Source organism: Methanococcus mangrovi (assembly GCF_054506835.1).
Genome location: NZ_CP197114.1, coordinates 865,627 through 885,030 on the forward strand (window position 1 = coordinate 865,627; position 19,404 = coordinate 885,030).

Consider the following 19,404-nt stretch of genomic DNA (forward strand, 5'->3'; position numbering starts at 1 on the left):
AATTTTTTAGTTATTTTCTTTTTTCGTATCCTTTTTCTATTCCTTCACTTAATTCTTTTGCAAGTTCTTCTAATTTAACAAGTGCTTCTTCTGAATCACCGTAATTTTTAATAATATCTACAAACGCACTTCCAACAATTACTCCATCAGCGCCTTGCTCAATTAAACTTTCTGCATGACTTCCTTTTGAAATTCCAAATCCAACGCAGATTTTTCCTTTACAGGTTGTTCTTGCCCTCTTGATAAAATCAAATGTCATCTGTTCGAAGGTATCTCTTGCACCGGTTATTCCAAAGGTTGAAATAAGGTACAAAAATTCAGTGCTTGCTTCATCAGATATTTTTAAACGTTCTTCTGGAGTGTTTGGTGCTGCAAGAAATACCGTTCCCATTTCATGTTTTTTACAGATTTCTCGATATTCCGTTGCTTCTTGAAGTGGCAAATCAACAATAACAAGTCCATTTGCACCTGCTTCTTTTGCACTAATTACAAAGTTCTCGATTCCCCGGTTATATACAGGATTATAGTAAGTCATCAAAATTACAGGAGTATCTGACTCTTTTCTGAATTCTTTCAACACTTCAAAAGATTTTGCAATTTTAAATCCGTTTGAAAGTGCCCTTACATCTGCTGCCTGAATTGTTGGACCGTCTGCAACAGGGTCGCTGAATGGAATTCCAAGTTCGATTACTCCCGAATATTTATCGAGTGTTTTCATAAATTTCAATGTTGCATCGGGATTTGGGTCTCCCGAAACTAAAAAACTGACTAAAACTGGCTTACTCATTTACATCCCTCTTTTTTGCATGATGTCGATTACGGTGTTTAAATCCTTGTCGCCCCTTCCTGAAAGGTTTATGACCATTATTTCATCTTTATCCATGTTTCCTGCATTTTCAATCGCATAAGCTACCGCGTGTGATGATTCCAAAGCTGGAATTATACCTTCACTTCTTGTAAGTTCCATAAATGCGTTTAATGCCTGTTCATCGGTTGCTGATGCATATTCTGCCCGTTTCGATTCGTAAAGGTATGCGTGTTCTGGGCCGATTCCAGGGTAATCAAGTCCTGCTGAAATACTGTATGCTTCTTCAATCTGCCCATCTTCATCCTGTAAAAAGTATGAAAGCATTCCGTGAAGAACCCCTTTCTTTCCTTTTGAAATGGATGCTCCGTGAAGACTTGTGTTAAGTCCTTTTCCTGCAGCTTCGATTCCAACCATTCTAACGTCTTTATCTTGAATAAATGCATGGAATAAACCAAGCGCGTTGCTTCCACCACCAATACATGCAACTAAGTGGTCTGGAAGTCTTCCTTCCTGTTCCATGATTTGTTTTTTAACTTCTTTTCCAATTACTGACTGAAAATCCCTTACAATTGTTGGGAATGGGTGTGGCCCCATAACAGTTCCGATTAGATAGTGTGTATTTTCAAATGTTGCAGTCCAGTTTCTCATTGCTTCGTTTACCGCATCTTTTAAAACTTTTGAACCTGTATCGACAGGTGTAACTTTTGCTCCAAGAAGTTTCATTCTAAATACGTTTGGTTGCTGTCTTTCTGTATCGAGCCTTCCCATGAAAATTTCAGTTTCAAGTCCAAACAAAGCGCCTGCCATTGAAGTTCCAACACCGTGCTGTCCTGCACCTGTTTCTGCAATTATTCTTGTTTTACCCATTTTTTTAGCAAGTAATGCCTGACCAAGTGTATTGTTCGTTTTGTGAGCTCCACCGTGAAGTAAATCTTCTCTTTTTAAGTAGATTTTTGCACCGCCAAGCTTTTTGGTCAAATTTTCAGCATAGTAGAGCGGTGTTTCACGCCCTGCATAATTTTTTAAATAGTAAGAAAGTTCATTTTGAAAGTCTTCGTCGTCTTTCAATTCAAAATATGCTTCTTTGAGCTCGTCAATTGCAGGCATCAAAACTTCAGGGATAAACTGCCCACCAAATTCTCCAAAGTATCCTTCACACTTCATAATTTCACCGAGTTTACATTTTCACAAAATCTTTTTATCAATTCTTCATCCTTTGAATTATTATTCTCGACTCCGCTTGAAACGTCAACTCCAAACGGTTTTACAGTTTTTACAATTTTCAACACATTATCTGGATCAAGGCCACCTGCAAGAACGATATCAAACTTTTTTGCAATTATCTGACTTATCCTGTGGTCGTGAGTTTGTCCACATCCTTTTCCAGTATCCAATAAAATTCTATCAACTTCATAAGTTTCAATTTCTGAAATAATTTTTTCAGCATCACTTTCAGGTGATTTGCTTGTTTCAGGAACTTTAAACGATTTCATTATAAAACATCCGTACTCATTTTTTATGAAATCTATTGCTTTTTGGTCGATATCTGAATGCATCTGTAAATAATTTGTACCAGTCAATTCAATAATATTTTTCCATACTGAAACGTCAGACGTTGTTGAAACTGCAAATACTGGAATATTTGCTAAATTTACAAGATTTTTTGCTGTTTCAAGGCCAATTCTTCTTTTTGAAGAACATTCCAAAATTATCCCTGTAGCGTTGCCGTAATTTTCAACAATTTCGAGTTCTTCTGGAGTTTTTATTCCACAAATTTTTATGAACATGATTTTTCACTTAAATTTCCTTTTTTGAAGATTTATAATTTTTTGCAAAATTTACAAAATTTTCAATAATTTTTAGCCCTTCTTTTTCTTCAAATTCTGTTAATACACTTTCAGGATGGAATTGAACTCCTTCGATTGGCATATCATTGTGCCTTATTCCCATGACGGTTCCGTCTTCAGTTGTTGCAGTAACTGTGAAATTTTCTGGAACTTCTAAAACTGACAGAGAATGATATCTTCCGGCAGTGAATGGATTTTTCACATTTTTAAAGATTCCTTTTGAATCATGCGTTACAGAACTCGATTTTCCATGAACCGGAGGAATTCTTCCAACTTTTCCACCAAATATGTGTGCAATCGTCTGGTGGCCAAGACATACTCCAAGAACTGGTACATCCATAGTTTTTATAATTTCAGGACAGTTTTCGACGTCTCTTTTATTTTCTGGAGCCCCGGGACCAGGTGAAATAATTATTCCATCAGGATTTAATTTTTTCAACTCAGAAATTGAAATCGTGTTTGGAACAACTTTTACAGAATCATAAATCGATGCATAGTCTGCCAAATTCCATACAAACGAATCTTTATTATCTATTATCACTATCATTTCGAACACCTAATGCTTTCATCATTGCGGCCATTTTCCGCTCTGTTTCGTAGTATTCATTTTCAGGTATCGAGTCAGCAACAACTCCTCCGCCTGCCCTTACTCGACAAACGCTGTCAATTTCTGCCATTCTAATTCCGATTGCAAGGTCCGCATTGCCACTGTTTGAGAAATAACCGACAGCTCCGCCGTAAATTTTTCTTCTTGATTTTTCAACTTCGTCAATAATTTCCATTGCCCTAAATTTTGGAGCTCCGGTTAATGTTCCTGCCGGGAATGCAGCTTCTATTGCATCAAATATTGTTGAATTATCTTTTAATGTTCCAAGCACTTCACTTTCGATATGCTGAACATGGCTGTACCTTACAACATCAAAAAATCTTTCAAGTACAATGCTTCCAGATTTTGAAACTTTTCTAACATCGTTTCTTGCAAGGTCTACAAGCATCATGTGTTCTGCTCGCTCTTTTTCATCTTTTAAAAGTGCTTCTGCCAATTTTTGAGTTTCACTTTCAGTTTTTCCAATTGGGGCAGTTCCTGCAATCGGGTTTACTTTTAAGATATTGTTTTGAACTGAAGCCATTGTTTCTGGAGAAGCTCCAACAACGTCCTTGTCAAATTCAAGTAAAAACATGTAAGGGCTTGGATTTACGTTTCTAAGATTTCTGTAAAGTTGAAATGCAGAAAATTCATTTTTCAAGCGATATTCTCTTGAAGGAACAACCTGAAAAGCGTCTCCTGAATAAATGTATTCTTTAGTTTTTTCAACCATTTTTACATAATCATCGAGATCTGCGTCACACCCTAAAACTTCAATTCCACCATCTTCTTCTTCAATTTTAAAATTTTTTGCTTTTTCAACAGTTGTTTCAGCATTTCTTAATTCTTCAGGATTATTCGTTTCAGAATGATAGTAAAAATTATTTGTTTCGTGGTCGTAAACATACATGTGGTCGTAATATCCAAATACAGAAGGTTCCTCAATTTTTCCGCCGATGTAGTTATGAATACAGTCATATGCAACGTATCCGACATATCCTCCGGTAAATCTGTCGCCTTTTTGAGTAATTTTAAAGTTTTCTTTTAATGCTTTGAATGGATTACTTTCTTTTGAAATTGTTTCGTTATCCATTTTGGTTTTATTCCCGATTCTGAGCATGTATTCGGGATTTGAAGAAATGTATGTGTATCTTGCATTAATTTGCCCTTTAGCCCTTGATTCAAGCATTACTGGATATTTTCCTTCTTCCCGTAAAACCCCGTAGAGTTTTAACGGGTTTACGTAATCCAACTTATACATTTCTTATCTCCTCGAGCTTTTTAAGGACTTTTCCTGAATCAATTGCATTTTTTGCAATTTCTACGCCATCTAAAAAGTCAGAAGCGATTTCTGATGCATAAAGTGCAGCTGCCGCATTCATAAGTATAAAATTCCTGTCTTCATTGATTTTTCCAGAAAATACATCGATTAATCTTTTTGCACTTTCGTCCGGGCTTTCACAAGGAATTATTTTTGCAAAGTCCAATCCAAAGTCTTTTGGCGTTACTTCGTAAGTGTCAAATTTTCCATCATATTCAGTTATCTTTGAAGCTCCATTTGGATTTAACTCATCAAGTCCATTACCATATACCACAAGTGCTTTTTTAACGCCGCCAACTTTTGATAACGCAATTGCTACTTTTTCAGAAAGTTCTGGGGAATTTACTCCGAGTATCTGGTATTTCGGGTTTGCAGGGTTTGCTAACGGCCCTAAAATGTTAAATATTGTTTTTATTTTCAATTCGTTTCTTACAGGCATTATCCTTTTAAGCGCAGGGTGGTATTTTGGAGCGAATAAAAATGCAAAATTCGTCTTATCCATTGAAACTTTCGCATCATTTGGAGTTTCTGGAATTTTACATCCCAAAGCTTCATAAACGTTTGCTGAACCGCTCTTTGAAGTAATTGAAACGTTTCCGTGTTTTGCAACTTTTGTAAAACATGAAAGAATTATCGAAACTGCGGTGCTCACGTTTATTGTTTTTGAGCCATCTCCACCAGTTCCGCAAGTGTCGGTAACTTCTCCAAGGTCAATTTTTACTGCATTATCCCTCATTGCTTTTGCGAATCCTGCAATTTCATCAGCAGTAACTCCTTTTGTCTGCAATGCTACCAAATAAGCTGCTATTCTCATTTCACTTTCATTCAAAAGCATATTGAATAATTCATATGATTCTTCAAATGATAAGTTTTCACGTTCAATTATTTTGTTTAACATTATTTTCCCTCAACAAAACTTTTTACGAACTCTTTTTGGTTTTCGGCTGTCATGAATGATGTTCCAATTAGTGCAGCATCTGCATATTTTAATGCAATTTTCAAATCGGTTAAATTAGCAATTCCACTTTCACTGACAAGAATCCTGTCTTTTGGAATTAAATCTGCAAGTTTTTCAGTTAATGAGACAGTTCCATCATCGAGTTCCAATTTTGAAATATCCCTGTTGTTTATTCCAATCATTGTTGTATTCGTATTTTTAGCAATTTCAATTTCTTTTGTGTTATGAACTTCAACAAGCGTATCAAGCCCGCATTCAAGTGCAAAATCTACAAATTCTGCTGTTTTTTCTTTCAACAATCTTGCAATTATCAAAACTGTGCTTCCCCCAGCACTTGCTGTTTTTTCGATTTCGTCTTTTGTTGTTAGAAAATCTTTTCTTAAAACCGGAAGTTCTGTGTTTTCGCAGATTTTTCTAAACATATCAAAGTTTCCGTTAAAATGCTGTTTGTCCGTAATATATGAAATTCCAACTGCTCCAGCTTCTTCATATATTCTTAAAATATCCATTTCAGATCTTCCTTTCAACAAATCGCCATATTTTGGAGAATGAACTTTGATTTCTGCAATTATTGGATTTTTGTTGAAATTTTTTATGGCATTTGCCTGTTTTTTAAAATTTATGGTCATGATTGTCCCCTAAAATTTAAACTTTGATTAAATTGATGAACCGTGTAGTCGATACTTAGAATTTTTATATTAATCCGTATTGTTAGATATATTGATATTAACTATACTGATATCTTTAAATTCTTGATAACAACTGCAAAATACTAATTAAACAGACTATAGCGTCCACTAACAAATTACACAGTGATTACTGCCACCACTGGAATAAAACAACACTTTCAAATGAACTTAATTTACAGAATGATTCGACTTTTATTTCCGACTGTTCCAACCGATACGTCATTTTTTACCACCATTATAGATTATATATTATAATATCTTTTAGAAAGATTATAATATATATATCTTCCCATTAACCAATGTTGCAAAAGGCTTTCCTTTGACAGTTTTTCCTTCAAACGGAGTAAATTTAGCCTTTGATTTAAAATCTTTAGCAGATATGTTGTATTCTTTGTCCATATCGACAACAGTCATATTCGCACTATTTCCAACTTCAATTTTATTATTTATCTTGAAAATTTCTGAAGGATTTTTTGATAAAACTCTGTATGCATCAAAAATTGAAATTTTTCCTTCATTTACTAAATTCATTATCAATGGAACAAGTGTTTCGATTCCAGGAATTCCTGAAGGGCAGTTTTCGACCACATTTAATTTTTCATCAATTAAATGGGGTGCGTGGTCAGTTGCAACAACATCAACAGTTCCATCGATAATTCCATTTAATAGCGCCTGATTATCTTCTTTTTCTCTTAATGGGGGGTTAAATTTTCCACATCCTTTCAAATCTTCGGCCATTTTTGAATTTAAGAATAGGTGGTGGGGAGACACTTCAACAGTAACTTTTACATTTTTAAAAGTTTTTTTGGCATTTTTTATTAAATCAAGTGCTTCTTTAACGGAAATATGGCAAAAATGAACGTGAGGTTTATTTTTACTTTCTTTATCGATTTTTTCTAAAATTTCCAAAACTTTTATAACTGCTTCGATCTCGCTTTCTCGACATCTAATTTTACAGTGATTTTCGAAACTATTTAATTCGTATTTTTTGGAATTTTCTGAAATTATATTTTTGTGTTCTGCGTGAATTGCAAAAATCTTATTTTGGTCAAGAATTTCTCTTAATTTTGAGTAATCGCTTATAAAAAGGTCGCCAACTGACTTTACCATGAATATTTTATAAAATTTCGCTTCTTCAACATTTTCTAAATAGTTGTTTTCAGTAACCCCATAAGCGTAATACAGGTTTATCTTGCTTTTTTCATTTCCTTCTTTCATTTTTTTGTAAAATATTTCTTTTGTAGTCACAGGAGGCGTGTTATTTGGCATATCTATTGCATAAACGATTCCCCCGGCAATTGCAGCTTCACTTCCCGACACAAAATCTTCCTTTTCGGGATTTCCCCAACGAAAATGAACGTGTGCGTCAATCAACCCTGGAAAAACATAATTTCCTTTTAAATCAATTATTTCACCAGAATAATCAATATTTTTTTCGATTTTCTGAATAATCCCATCTTCAATTAAAATATCAGATTCGGTTATTTTATCGTCTGACACGATTTTTCCATTTTTTAAAAGTACCATTTTTCCCACAACACACGATTTTTAGTCTTTCAAGTTTTTTATGAGGTTTTCCATATCATCTGGCAGTTTTGATATAACTTCTATTTTTTCTTTTGTGATTGGATGAATAAATCTTAAAATATACGAATGAAGAGCTTGCCTGTCAATTAAATTAGAATTTCCCCCATAAAGGGTATCTCCAATTATATAATTTCCAGTGCTTGATAAATGAACTCGTATCTGGTGAGTTCTACCAGTAAGTAAGTTTATTTCAAGAACTGATGCATTTTTGAGTTCTTCGATTACTTTGTATTTAGTTTTAGAAATTTTTCCAAAATTAGATAACTCTCTTTTTATGCCATCATCATTTAAATCGATTGAATCTTCAATAATTCCTTCCTTTAAATCCAGATGGCCGTTTACTACCGCGATATATATTTTTTCTAAAATTCCTTCATCCATCTGTTTTGCAAGCTGTTGATGAGAATAAGAATTTTTTGCAACGATTAAAAGTCCGGTAGTATCCATATCAAGACGGTTTGCAAATCTTATTTTGTAGTTTTGATTATTTATTTTCTGGTGATTTGAAATTGCATTTGCAAGTGTTTTTGATAATACATTTTTAGTAGGGTGGACAACCATGTTTTTTGGTTTATTGACAATTAATAAATCGTCATCTTCGTAAATTACGTTTAAGGGCAAATTTTCAGGAGTAATATTGTTGATTCCACAATCAATTTCAACAGAAACGGTTTCGCTTTCTTTTAATTTTGATTTTAAGGAAATATTTTTAGAATTTACAAAAATTTTCTTTTCTTTATCATATTTATTTATCATTTTATTGGAAAGTTCAAAATCGTCCTTTAAAACATCGATTAACTTGTTTCCAGCAATTTTTGAATCAATTGTTAGTTTTAAAATCTTTTTTTGACTTTCCATTTGGAATCCCTTTTCTTTAAATTTTGTTTATCATCTTTAAACTAATTATAAATTTGTTATAAAAACTCGTAAATTTTAAAAATAAATAAAAATCTAAAAAAGTTGTAAATTTATTTATGAGTTAGGTAGCAGGTATACTTATTGTCTACTTTTTCGTCAATTCTTACAAATCCAAATCTTTCAAACTGGACAAAATCATCTTCTTTTACAACTGCAAAGTCTTTTTCTGCAAATCCTTCAATATTTTCTGCATTTTCGTCGATAACAGTTACAGGAATGCTGTCTTTTACAGGTATCCAGTGAATAATACTTGCTTTGTTGCTTTTTGCAACTGCAAGATCATCACTGTCGTATTTTGCATAAATAATATCATTTTCTACTCTTTCAACAACAATATTGAATAATTCCATTAACCGGTACATTTTTCCAGCTTCAAGATCATCTGAAACGTATATTTCGCCATCAAATAATAATTCCCTATTTCCAAGTTCACTTCTGTCAGGGTGCATTCTAAGATTAATTTTTCTATTCTCCGCACCAGAAATTACTACTTTTTTAGGACTTTCTACAAAGAAGAATCTTCTCGCATCTTTATCGATTATGTCTTTGTTTGCAGCATAGAGGTTTTCCCACGCAAATCTAACATCCGCCTGTTTTATTCCAATTTCAACCATTAATTTATAGAGTGCTTCTGGCCTTATTCCTCTTTTCTGAAGTGCCCTCAATGTTCCAAGTCTTGCATCATCCCAACCGGAGTATTCGCCGCTTAAAATTCCTGCATGCATTTTTGAAGTACTTAAAACTGGCCCTTCTATTTTTAAAATTCCGTAGTGAATATATTCTGGAATTTCCCATCCGAAATAGTTGTAAATATATTCCTGTTTTTCGGTGTTTACAATGTGGTCTTTTCCCCTTAAAACGTGAGTCATACCGAGTAAATGGTCATCAACAGTTACTGAAAGATTCATTAATGGATATACATGATATTTCGTTCCGTTTTTTGGGTGAGGGGTTCTTTCAATTCTAAATATTGGAAAATCTCTGATTGATGGGTTTTTGTGTGCAATATCTGTTTTTAATCGTACTGCAACATTTTCAATGTCTCCTGAAAGCATTTTTTCCCATAATGCAATATTTTCTTCTGGAGTTGTGTCCCTACACTTACAAGGGATTCCCTGTTCCCTTAAATTTCTAAATTCTTCAGCATCACAGTCACAGACATAAGCGTGTCCCATTTCAATTAATTTTCTACCGTATTCGTAGTAAATTTCAAGCCTTTCTGATTGTACGATTACTTCGTCAACTTTTACTCCAAGCCATTTTAAATCTTCCTGAATCATTTCGTAAGCTTCTGGAAGAACTCTTTTAGCATCAGTATCTTCAAGCCTTAAAACAAGTTTTCCGTTGTATTTTTTTGTGAAAAAGTCGTTTAATACAGATGCTCTTGCATGTCCAATATGGAGAGGTCCTGAAGGATTTGGTGCAAATCTCATTACCACATTTCCTTTAACGTTTTTCAATTCAATTTCCTTTCTTTTTCGTTCCGTTTTTTGACCAAGCCCTTCTGGAGCAAGTTCGTCTAATTTTGCCTGCTGTTCTTCAAGAGACATTGTTTCAATTTCTTTTAAAACTTCTGAAATAACTTCGTTTACTTCTTTAACTTTGCTTCTTAAATCGGGGTTTTCTCCAAGTATTTTACCCATTGCAGCTTTTGGATTTGGTTTTCCTTTGAATTTAATCGAATTTTCAAGTAAATATGCCATTACAGTATCTTTCATAATTATCACTGTTTCTAAATCCTTTCAAATTGTTCTCTTAAATGTAATGCCGTCTCGCTTAAAAAGCTTATCGATTATAAAAATTAAAAATAAATCTAAAATAAAATCTAAAAATAATATCGTTTAAAAAATAAAAAAAGATATTTCAAAATAAAAACTATTCAAAGATAATCCCAACAGGGCAGTGGTCTGAGCCCATTATTTCGGGCATTATAAATGCATCTTTTAAGTTACCCATTAAACTTTCAGAAATACAGAAGTAATCAATTCTCCAGCCTATATTTTTTGCTCTTGCATTGAACCTGTAGCTCCACCACGAATAATTATCGGGTTCTTTATTAAATTCCCTAAATGTATCTAAAAATCCAGAATTTACAATATTATCAAACCCGTTTCTCTCTTCAGTGGTAAAACCTGCATTTTTTACATTAGTTTTTGGATTTTTTAAATCGATTTCTTTGTGTGCAACATTTAAGTCTCCACAAAATATTACGGGTTTTTTATTTTCGAGTATTTTTAAGTAATTTAAAAAGTCCTGATCCCATTTTTGCCGGTAGTCTAATCTTGTAAGGCCCCTTTGGGAATTTGGAGTATAAACATTTATTAAATAATATTCATCAAATTCAAGAGTAATTACTCTACCTTCACCATCATGTTCACTATTTTTTATTCCATAAATAACTTCATTTGGCTTTATTTTTGTAAAAATTGCAGTTCCAGAATAACCTTTCCTTTCTGCATAGTTCCAGTACTGAAAATACCTTTCAAGCCCAAGCTGAACCTGTCCGCTTTGCACTTTTGTCTCCTGTATGCACATGACATCTGGACTTTCACGTTTTAAAAAATCCATGAAGCCATTTTTCAAACATGCACGAATACCATTTACATTCCACGATAACATTTTCATAACAAATATTTTATGCTAAAAAACTATAAAATAGCATAATATCTTCAAAATTACAATCAAACTAAATCGCAACTAAATGGATAATGTATTTACATAAATTCTATTTTTTAGAATATTACAAAACTTCATTTTTAATCGATTCAAAACATTTGAAATTGGTTTGAGCGGATAATTTAAATATTGGTCTTTTGATATACTTTGACAATTTGAATTTTATATTATCATAGAGTTTAAAAACGAGAATACCATATTATATGGAAAACGTATCCTAAGGTGGAATTTTGAAAAGAGAGGATATAAAAAAGGTAATGATTTTGGGTTCGGGCCCCATTGTTATCGGACAAGCAGCGGAGTTTGACTTTTCTGGCTCACAAGCTTGTAAATCTTTAAAGGAAGAGGGTATTTATACAATTTTAGTAAATTCAAACCCTGCAACCATTCAAACCGATACAAATATTGCGGACAAGGTCTATTTGGAACCATTGACCCCAAAAATATTGGAAAAAATTATTGAAAAAGAACAGCCTGATGCAATTCTCCCAACAATGGGTGGTCAGACCGGTTTAAATCTTGCAATGGAGCTTTCAAAACGCGGAATCTTGGAAAAACACGGCGTTGAACTTTTGGGTTCAACTGAAAGCGTAATTGAAACTTCAGAAGATAGAGATTTATTCAATAAAGCAATGGAAGAAATTAACCAGCCTATCGCAAAATCTGCAGCTGTTCATAGTGTTGAAGAAGCAATTAAAGCTACTGAAGAACTTGGATACCCTGCAATTGTGAGACCTGCATTCACCCTTGGAGGAACGGGCGGTGGAATTGCAACTAACGAAGAAGAATTAATTGAAATTACGAAAAAAGGATTAAAATACTCAATGATCAGACAGGTTTTAATCGACCAGAGCCTTTTAGGATGGAAAGAATACGAATACGAGGTAATGAGAGATAAAAAAGATACATGTATTGTAGTATGTAACATGGAAAATATCGATCCAATGGGTATACACACTGGAGAGAGTATCGTAACCGCACCTTCTCAGACATTAAGCGATGAATTCCACCAAAAATTAAGAGATGCTTCATTACAAATTATCAGACACTTGAAAATCGAAGGTGGCTGTAACGTTCAGTTTGCAGTAAACCCTGAAATGACTGATTACGTGGTAATTGAAGTAAACCCGAGAGTTTCAAGAAGCTCTGCACTTGCAAGTAAAGCAACAGGATACCCGATTGCAAAAATCGCTGCAAAAATTGCAATTGGAAGGAATCTTGATGAAATACAAAATGACGTTACAAAAGAAACCCCTGCAAGTTTTGAACCAACAATCGACTACGTTGTTGTAAAAATTCCAAGATGGCCGTTTGATAAATTCAAAACTGTTGACAAACGACTTGGAACTTCCATGAAATCTACCGGAGAAATCATGGCAATTGGAAGGAATCTCGAAGAAGCTCTCCAAAAAGCAGTTAGAAGTTTAGATATCGGAAGATTTGGGATAATTGCGGATGGAAAAGACAAAGAATACTCAAATTCTGAAATTGTTGAAATTTTAGAACATGCTACAGATGAAAGACTCTTTGTAATTGCTTATGCACTCGATAAGGGATGGAGTGTTGATGGAATTTGTGAAAGAACAGGAATAAATCCATTTTTCATTGAAAAAATCAAAAAAATTATCGACTGTAAAAAAGAACTCGAAGTAATCTCAAGACTTCCAGTAGATGACGAAAAATTAAAAGAAATCCTCTTAAAAGCAAAATCATTAGGATTTTCGGATGTTCAAGTCTCAAAAATATTTTCAAAAACTGAAAATGAAATAAGAGAACTTAGAAAAAGACTCGAAGTAATCCCTGTTTACAAGATGGTAGACACATGTGCAGCAGAATTTGAAGCTAAAACACCATATTACTACTCTGCATACGAAAGATACTTTGATAAAGAACAGAACGAAAGCGTATCCTCAGATAGGAAAAAAGTAATAATTTTAGGTTCAGGCCCTATCAGAATAGGCCAAGGTGTTGAATTTGATTATTCAACAGTTCACGCAATTTTCGCACTAAAAGAACTTGGAATCGAAGCAATAATTGTAAACAACAACCCTGAAACCGTAAGTACTGACTACGATACTTCGGACAAATTATACTTCGAACCTTTAGTTTACGAAGAAATAATGAATATAATTGAAAATGAAAATAAAAATGGGCAGTTACTTGGAGTTATAGTCCAATTTGGTGGACAGACTGCAATTAACCTTGCAATGAAACTCTACAATTCTGGAGTGAATATTTTAGGAACTTCCCCACAATCAATCGACCTTGCAGAAGATAGGGACCAGTTCATACACGTGCTTGAAAAATTAAAAATACCTCAGGCAGACGGCGCAACAGCATTTAGTGAAGAACAGGCTCTTAAAGTTGTTGAAAAAATCGGATATCCTGCACTTGTTAGACCTTCATACGTTTTAGGTGGACGTGCAATGCAGATAGTCTACAACACCGAAGATTTAAAAGACTATATGAGAGAAGCAGTTAAAGTTTCGTCAGATCACCCGATTTTAATCGATAGATTTTTAGAAGAAGCTGTTGAAATTGATGTTGATGCAGTATGCGATGGAGAAAGCGTATTCATTGGCGCAATCATGGAACACATTGAAGAAGCTGGAATCCACAGTGGAGATAGTGCTTGTGTAATTCCCCCTCAAACTCTCTCAAAAGAAGTAATTGAAAAAATTGCAGAACATACAACCAAACTTGCACTCGAACTTGGAGTAATTGGTTTATTAAACATCCAGTACGCTGTAAAAGACGGTATCGTGTATATTATTGAAGCAAACCCGAGAGCCTCAAGAACAATTCCGTATGTAAGTAAATCAGTTGGTGTGCCGCTTGCAAAAATTGCAACAAATGCGATAATGGGCAAAAAATTAAAAGAAATGGGATACTCAGGACTTGCGAAGGCAAAATACGTGAGTGTAAAAGAAGCAGTATTTCCATTCTTAAAACTTCCAGGAGTAGACCCTGTATTGAGCCCAGAAATGAAGTCAACGGGTGAAGCAATCGGAATTGACCAAGACTTTGGAAAGGCATTTTACAAGTCCCAGCTTTCTGCAAACATGGAACTTCCAACTTCCGGAACTGTATTTATCAGTGTAAGAAACAGAGATAAAGACAACATTACAAAAATCGCCAAAAAATACCACGATTTAGGCTTTGAAATCGTTGCTACAAGAGGAACTGCAAGAGAACTCCGATTATTTGACATTCCCGTAAGAGAAGTCAGTAAAATTTCAGAAAGCATGCAAAACAGCGTTCTTGATTTAATGCAGAAAGGAGAGATTGATTTATTAATAAACACTTCTTCAGGCGATAAAGCTAAAACTGACGGATACTACATCAGAAGGGCTGCAGTTGAATTGAACATTCCGTGCATGACCACATTGCAAGGAGCATACGCTGCAATTAAAGCTATTGAAGCAATTAAATCTGGAGAACTTGGAGTTTATTCATTGAATGAACTTGAAAATTAATTTAAAACCTAATTATTTTATTTTAAATTTTTTATTAGTTTATTTTCTTATTTTGAGGAGATATTATGTCAATGACTGATTATTTAAAAAATATCCGTGAAAAACATCTTAAAAAACGAAAAGAAAGAAATCCAGACTATCCAATTGCAGTGTGGATTCAAGACGATGTTTTTCGTGATAAAACATATGGAAAAAGTTTTACAATAATTTTAAGAACAAAAGGCTGTAAATGGGCATATGAAAGCGGCGGCTGTACGATGTGTAGCTACCTAATGGATGCATCTCCATCGGAAATTACTTCAGAAAACCTGAAAAACCAGTTCGATTATTCAGTTGAGAAGTATAAAGACCAACTCAATAAAAACAGGTCAATAAAACTTTTCACGTCAGGCAGTTTTTTGGATACCTTTGAAATCCCAATTGAAACGAGAGAATACATATTTAAAAGAATCGAAGAAATGGGTGCAAAAGAAGTTGCAATTGAATCGAGAGCTGAATTTGTAACCCCTGAAAACATGGAATCGATAAAAAACATTCTTTCCTGCAATATTGAAATTGGTGTGGGAATCGAAAGTTTAAATGAAAAAATAAGAAATGTCGCAATCCATAAAGGTGTTCCAACAAAAGCAATTGAAAATGCGTTTTCTGTTGCAAAAAAATACGATGTTGGTATAAAATCATATATTTTGATAAAACCGCCATTTATTTCTGAAAAAGAAGCAATTAGTGACGCGATAGATACTGCGAACAAATGTATTGAAATGGGCTGCAGCAGAATTTCTTTCTGTCCTGCATCAATTCATAAAGGAACGTTAATTGAAACTCTCTGGAAAAAAAATCAGTACAGGCCGCCATTTTTATGGAGTATTTTAGAAATTTTAAAAGAAGTAAAGTCTAAAAACCCTGATGCACTTGTAATGTGCGACACTGCTGGAGTTTCTTCGAAAAGAGGTGCCCACAATGCTATTGATTGCACCTGTAACGATAAAATAAAAGACATTTTCAACGAATTTACCATCACTCAAAAAATTGAAAAATTAGATCTCGACTGTGAGTGTAAAAAACAGTGGATTGAGTATATGGAATACGAACAGAAAAATATCGTGCCACTTGGCGATGAAAAATTAATTTAATTTATTTTTTTTAAATATACTTTTGTGTTATTTTCCCATTTTTGATTTACTGTTTATAATAGGTTTAAATAATTTAAATTCTATATAATTCTAAAGATAATATAAGAGGTCTTATTATGATACCAAAAGGAACCATTAAAAGAATTATGAAAGAAAATACCGACATGAACGTATCAGCTGAATCCGTTGCTGCATTGGTTGAAATTTTACAGGAAATGGTCGTAACAACCACAAAAATTGCTGAAGAAAATGCTGAAAAAGATAAAAGAAAAACATTAAAAGCAAGAGACATCGAACAGTGCGATGCTGAAAGATTGAGGAAAAAAGTAGTTGAAGTTTCAGAAAGAACTGAAAAAGTCAACATGCTTACAAACGAAATCTTAAACGTTATTGCAAATGAACTTGAAAGATATTAATAGTTCTTTTAACCCCTAAAAAAAATCGGAATTTATGTTTAACATACAAATTTAACTTAAATATTTAATTCCATGAATATCTAAATACTCTTCTTAACCCGTTAAAACGGAGAATTGTACTGCTTTTTTAAAATCATATCGGAAACCATATAAAATCTCAAAATCATAATAAATACCATGGACTCGAAAAGGGGTGAAGGTCTTGAAAGAGCAAGTAATTGACATAGCCACAAAAGACGTTGTCACGGTAAATCCAGATACACCAATATCAAAAGCTGTTGGTGTAATGGAAAATAAAAAGTTCCATAATTTAATCGTCGAGAAAGATAAAGAAATCTATCTCGTGACAATGCATGATTTGCTACTTGGAAACTCTGTACACCAGCAGGTTGAAGACTTGATGTTTAAGCCATTCTGCGTAAGAATGAATACACAAGTAATTGATGCCGCTTTTGAAATGATTAACAGTGGTCAAAGAGTAGCTCCAGTTATAAATGAAAATGACGAACTAATTGGGATAATTACTGATTACGACGTCATGAAGTGCGCATCAAAGTCAGAGCTTTTGAAAGACGTTAAAATCGATAAAATAATGACGAAAAGCCCCGTCACGATTGATATCGATGAAAGTATCGGTAAAGCAAGAAGTTTGATGATGAAATACAACATCGGAAGACTGATAGTACTCGATACGGCAGGAAAACCAATTGGAATGGTTACGGAAGACGACATAGTTAAAAAAGTCTTCAAACCAAAAACCAAAATGACAGTTGGAGAACTTACTGGCGACAAAGTACCAAGAATGGCACAGCCTGTATCGATGATAGTAAATAAACCACTTATCACAGCAAATATCGATGATTCAGTTGCTGATGTAGCAGAAATACTCGAACAACAAGATATTAGGGGAATTCCAATATTTAAAAACGATATATTAAGAGGTATCGTTACAAGACTTGACATTTTAAAATACATAAGAGATTTAAGAGCTGAATCAATGGTTGAAGTTGAAATTCAAGGTGATTTCGACGAAGATCAGAGAGAACTTGCAGAAAGGATATTATTTAACGAAATTAAAAAAATTGCCATTTACTCGAAAAAAATCCACTGGATTAAATTAGCTGTTAAAAAAGAAAGAGATAAAGGTGGAGTTCCAAATTACAGTGTAAAAACCTACGTAAAAACTCCAAGAAAACTTTACGTTGCAGAAGGAAAACCAAAACTTTCATCAACTAAAAGAATAGACTGGGATGGCGAAGAAATGGAATTAATCGCCGAAAAACAGAGATGGGACTTCATAGAAGTATTAAAAGACGCGCTTGATTCTGTAAAAAAACAGATGAGTATTGATAGAGAAAAAAGACAATCTAAAGCATTAAACAGTGGCAAAAAAGAAATAATTGCCGAAGAATTTTCTGAAACTCTTACTGAAAACGAGGAGTAAATTCTCTTTTTTTTATTTTTAATTAAAAAAAATTTAAGTTTTTTAAAAGTTTACTTCATCTTCAACAAATGTTTTGTGAAGCGTTTTTAAACATGATTCGAGCTTATCTTCGTTGATTACAAATGAGATGTTTGTCTCAGATGAACCTTGTGCAATCATTTTTATGTTTGCGCCGCTTTCTGCAACTGCATCAAACAATTTTCCTGCAATTCCTTTTGCACCTTTCATTCCTGAACCAACTACTGAAACTACACAGACGTCTTTGTCAAATGTTATATCTTTTATAAGGTGACATTCTCCAAACTCTGACCTTAATTCCCTGACACACTTTTTAGCTTCAAGTTCGCCGTCATAAATTACTATCGAGATATTTGTCTCAGATGAACCTTGTGTAATCAAAATCACGTTTGCATTTGATTTTCCAAGTACATTGAAGATTCTTGCAGCAGTTCCGCTCACTCCAACCATTCCGCCACCAAATATGTTAATTAAAATTACATCTTTGATAGTAGTAATTGCTTTTATAACACCGTTACTCGTTTCCGAAGAATCTGTAATTAATGTTCCATCATTTTCTGGTTCAAACGTGTTTTTAATTCTAAGCGGTATTTTTTTCTCCATTACTGGCTCCATTGTTCTTGGGTGGAGAACTTTCGCACCAAAGTATGCAAGTTCCATTGCTTCGATGTATGACATCTTTGGAATCTGTTTTACATTTTTAACCATTCTTGGGTCTGCTGACAAAACACCACTAACATCGGTCCAGATTTCAACCATATCTGCCATTAATCCAAGACCAACCAAAGCTGCTGAATAGTCGCTTCCACCCCTTCCAAGGGTTGTAATGTGGCCTTCTTCAGTTCCAGCAACAAAACCAGTGACTACAGGAATAAATCTATCTTTTAATAAAGGTTCGATTTTTTCAGCAACTTCAAGTCTTAACACTTTTGCACAGGTGAATGTATCATCAGTAATAATTCCTGCGTCTCTTCCTGCAAGGTAAAGGGAGTGTTTTCCCATATCTCTTATTGCACCGCTTAAAATCGGAGCTGAAAGCCTTTCACCAAATGAAAGAATAAAGTCTTTTGATTTTGGAGTAAGTTCTCCAAGGTATGAAACCCCAACAAGGACCTTTTCTAACTCATTTATTGAACTTTCTATCGTTTTTGAAACTTCCGACCGTATTTCACTATTCTCAATTGCCTGTTCTATTGCAATTTCGTGTTTTCGTCTTAAATCTTCGATAAAATTGTTTATTTTTGCAATGTCCCTTACATCAAGCGCCTGAGCAGAGATTTCTACAAGCGAATTTGTAACTTGTGTCATTGCAGAGGTTACAACTACGACATCTTTATCTTCATTTGTCTTGTTTACGACGATTTTCGCAACATTCCTTATCCTTTCGCCATTACCAACCGAGGTTCCACCAAATTTCATCACTGTAACCAAACAACACCACCTTTTAAATAATAAATTATAATATATTGACTTATAGTCCATACTTCAAATTATGGTTTATCAATTAATCAATGAAATATTATTTAA

16 protein-coding genes are annotated in these 19,404 nt (G+C 33.8%); 4 read left to right on the plus strand and 12 right to left on the minus strand.

Features of this window, described 5'->3' with window-relative positions; genetic code table 11:
• Nucleotides 1–10: 10 nt before the first annotated feature.
• From trpA to ACS5L2_RS04735, 11 genes are all read right to left on the minus strand, one after another.
• Nucleotides 11–787, minus strand: a complete 777-nt coding sequence (gene trpA, locus ACS5L2_RS04685) for a tryptophan synthase subunit alpha (protein ID WP_459200877.1) — start codon at nt 785–787, stop codon at nt 11–13.
• The gene (gene trpB, locus ACS5L2_RS04690; RefSeq protein WP_459200878.1) at nt 788–1,972 is read right to left on the minus strand and encodes a tryptophan synthase subunit beta; all 1,185 of its coding nucleotides are present in this window, start codon (nt 1,970–1,972) and stop codon (nt 788–790) included.
• Complete coding sequence (locus tag ACS5L2_RS04695; RefSeq protein WP_459200879.1) at nt 1,969–2,595, minus strand: phosphoribosylanthranilate isomerase; 627 nt, start codon at nt 2,593–2,595, stop codon at nt 1,969–1,971. Before ACS5L2_RS04695 ends, trpB begins: the two co-directional genes overlap by 4 nt.
• A gap of 10 nt (nt 2,596–2,605) precedes the next feature.
• On the minus strand, nt 2,606–3,202 hold the full coding sequence (locus ACS5L2_RS04700; protein ID WP_459200880.1) for an aminodeoxychorismate/anthranilate synthase component II: 597 nt from the start codon (nt 3,200–3,202) through the stop codon (nt 2,606–2,608).
• On the minus strand, nt 3,183–4,502 hold the full coding sequence (locus ACS5L2_RS04705; RefSeq protein WP_459200881.1) for an anthranilate synthase component I: 1,320 nt from the start codon (nt 4,500–4,502) through the stop codon (nt 3,183–3,185). The genes ACS5L2_RS04700 and ACS5L2_RS04705 overlap by 20 nt, the downstream gene beginning before the upstream one ends.
• A complete protein-coding gene (gene trpD / locus ACS5L2_RS04710; RefSeq protein ID WP_459200882.1) occupies nt 4,495–5,460 on the minus strand; it encodes an anthranilate phosphoribosyltransferase in 966 nt (321 codons plus the stop codon). The genes ACS5L2_RS04705 and trpD overlap by 8 nt, the downstream gene beginning before the upstream one ends.
• The gene (gene trpC / locus ACS5L2_RS04715; RefSeq protein WP_459200883.1) at nt 5,460–6,149 is read right to left on the minus strand and encodes an indole-3-glycerol phosphate synthase TrpC; all 690 of its coding nucleotides are present in this window, start codon (nt 6,147–6,149) and stop codon (nt 5,460–5,462) included. The genes trpD and trpC overlap by 1 nt, the downstream gene beginning before the upstream one ends.
• Before the next feature lie 330 nt (nt 6,150–6,479).
• Nucleotides 6,480–7,736: a dihydroorotase gene (gene pyrC, locus ACS5L2_RS04720; protein WP_459200884.1), complete on the minus strand. Its 1,257-nt coding sequence runs from the start codon at nt 7,734–7,736 to the stop codon at nt 6,480–6,482.
• 21 nt (nt 7,737–7,757) lie between these two features.
• Nucleotides 7,758–8,654 (minus strand): RluA family pseudouridine synthase, encoded by an 897-nt coding sequence (locus ACS5L2_RS04725; protein WP_459200885.1) that lies wholly within the window; start codon nt 8,652–8,654, stop codon nt 7,758–7,760.
• 110 nt (nt 8,655–8,764) lie between these two features.
• Entirely contained in the window at nt 8,765–10,432 is a 1,668-nt protein-coding gene (locus ACS5L2_RS04730) for a glutamate--tRNA ligase (protein WP_459200886.1), read from the minus strand.
• Between the two features lie 157 nt (nt 10,433–10,589).
• Nucleotides 10,590–11,339 (minus strand): exodeoxyribonuclease III, encoded by a 750-nt coding sequence (locus ACS5L2_RS04735; protein WP_459200887.1) that lies wholly within the window; start codon nt 11,337–11,339, stop codon nt 10,590–10,592.
• A gap of 281 nt (nt 11,340–11,620) precedes the next feature.
• On the opposite strand from ACS5L2_RS04735, the gene carB reads away from it, so the two are divergent.
• The 4 genes from carB (at nt 11,621) to ACS5L2_RS04755 (ending at nt 17,859) form a co-directional block, all read left to right on the plus strand.
• On the plus strand, nt 11,621–14,866 hold the full coding sequence (gene carB / locus ACS5L2_RS04740) for a carbamoyl-phosphate synthase large subunit (RefSeq protein ID WP_459200888.1): 3,246 nt from the start codon (nt 11,621–11,623) through the stop codon (nt 14,864–14,866).
• A gap of 65 nt (nt 14,867–14,931) precedes the next feature.
• A complete protein-coding gene (locus ACS5L2_RS04745; RefSeq protein WP_459200889.1) occupies nt 14,932–15,999 on the plus strand; it encodes an archaeosine biosynthesis radical SAM protein RaSEA in 1,068 nt (355 codons plus the stop codon).
• A gap of 116 nt (nt 16,000–16,115) precedes the next feature.
• Nucleotides 16,116–16,415, plus strand: coding sequence for a histone family protein (locus ACS5L2_RS04750; protein ID WP_011976664.1), 300 nt, complete (start codon nt 16,116–16,118; stop codon nt 16,413–16,415).
• A gap of 202 nt (nt 16,416–16,617) precedes the next feature.
• Entirely contained in the window at nt 16,618–17,859 is a 1,242-nt protein-coding gene (locus tag ACS5L2_RS04755; protein WP_459200890.1) for a CBS domain-containing protein, read from the plus strand.
• Between the two features lie 42 nt (nt 17,860–17,901).
• Here ACS5L2_RS04755 and ACS5L2_RS04760 read toward each other — a convergent pair whose 3' ends face one another.
• Nucleotides 17,902–19,308, minus strand: coding sequence for an aspartate kinase (locus tag ACS5L2_RS04760; RefSeq protein WP_459200891.1), 1,407 nt, complete (start codon nt 19,306–19,308; stop codon nt 17,902–17,904).
• Nucleotides 19,309–19,404: the final 96 nt, after the last annotated feature.

Bases quoted from the DNA above. Each gene is read 5' to 3' on its own strand.
- pyrC (WP_459200884.1), bottom strand. From the start codon at position 7,736: ATGGTACTTTTAAAAAATGGAAAAATCGTGTCAGACGATAAAATAACC.
- trpB (WP_459200878.1), bottom strand. From the start codon at position 1,972: ATGAAGTGTGAAGGATACTTTGGAGAATTTGGTGGGCAGTTTATCCCT.
- trpD (WP_459200882.1), bottom strand. From the start codon at position 5,460: ATGTTAAACAAAATAATTGAACGTGAAAACTTATCATTTGAAGAATCA.
- ACS5L2_RS04745 (WP_459200889.1), top strand. From the start codon at position 14,932: ATGTCAATGACTGATTATTTAAAAAATATCCGTGAAAAACATCTTAAA.
- ACS5L2_RS04705 (WP_459200881.1), bottom strand. From the start codon at position 4,502: ATGTATAAGTTGGATTACGTAAACCCGTTAAAACTCTACGGGGTTTTA.
- ACS5L2_RS04695 (WP_459200879.1), bottom strand. From the start codon at position 2,595: ATGTTCATAAAAATTTGTGGAATAAAAACTCCAGAAGAACTCGAAATT.
- ACS5L2_RS04750 (WP_011976664.1), top strand. From the start codon at position 16,116: ATGATACCAAAAGGAACCATTAAAAGAATTATGAAAGAAAATACCGAC.
- trpC (WP_459200883.1), bottom strand. From the start codon at position 6,149: ATGACCATAAATTTTAAAAAACAGGCAAATGCCATAAAAAATTTCAAC.
- trpA (WP_459200877.1), bottom strand. From the start codon at position 787: ATGAGTAAGCCAGTTTTAGTCAGTTTTTTAGTTTCGGGAGACCCAAAT.
- ACS5L2_RS04735 (WP_459200887.1), bottom strand. From the start codon at position 11,339: ATGAAAATGTTATCGTGGAATGTAAATGGTATTCGTGCATGTTTGAAA.
- ACS5L2_RS04730 (WP_459200886.1), bottom strand. From the start codon at position 10,432: ATGAAAGATACTGTAATGGCATATTTACTTGAAAATTCGATTAAATTC.
- ACS5L2_RS04700 (WP_459200880.1), bottom strand. From the start codon at position 3,202: ATGATAGTGATAATAGATAATAAAGATTCGTTTGTATGGAATTTGGCA.
- ACS5L2_RS04725 (WP_459200885.1), bottom strand. From the start codon at position 8,654: ATGGAAAGTCAAAAAAAGATTTTAAAACTAACAATTGATTCAAAAATT.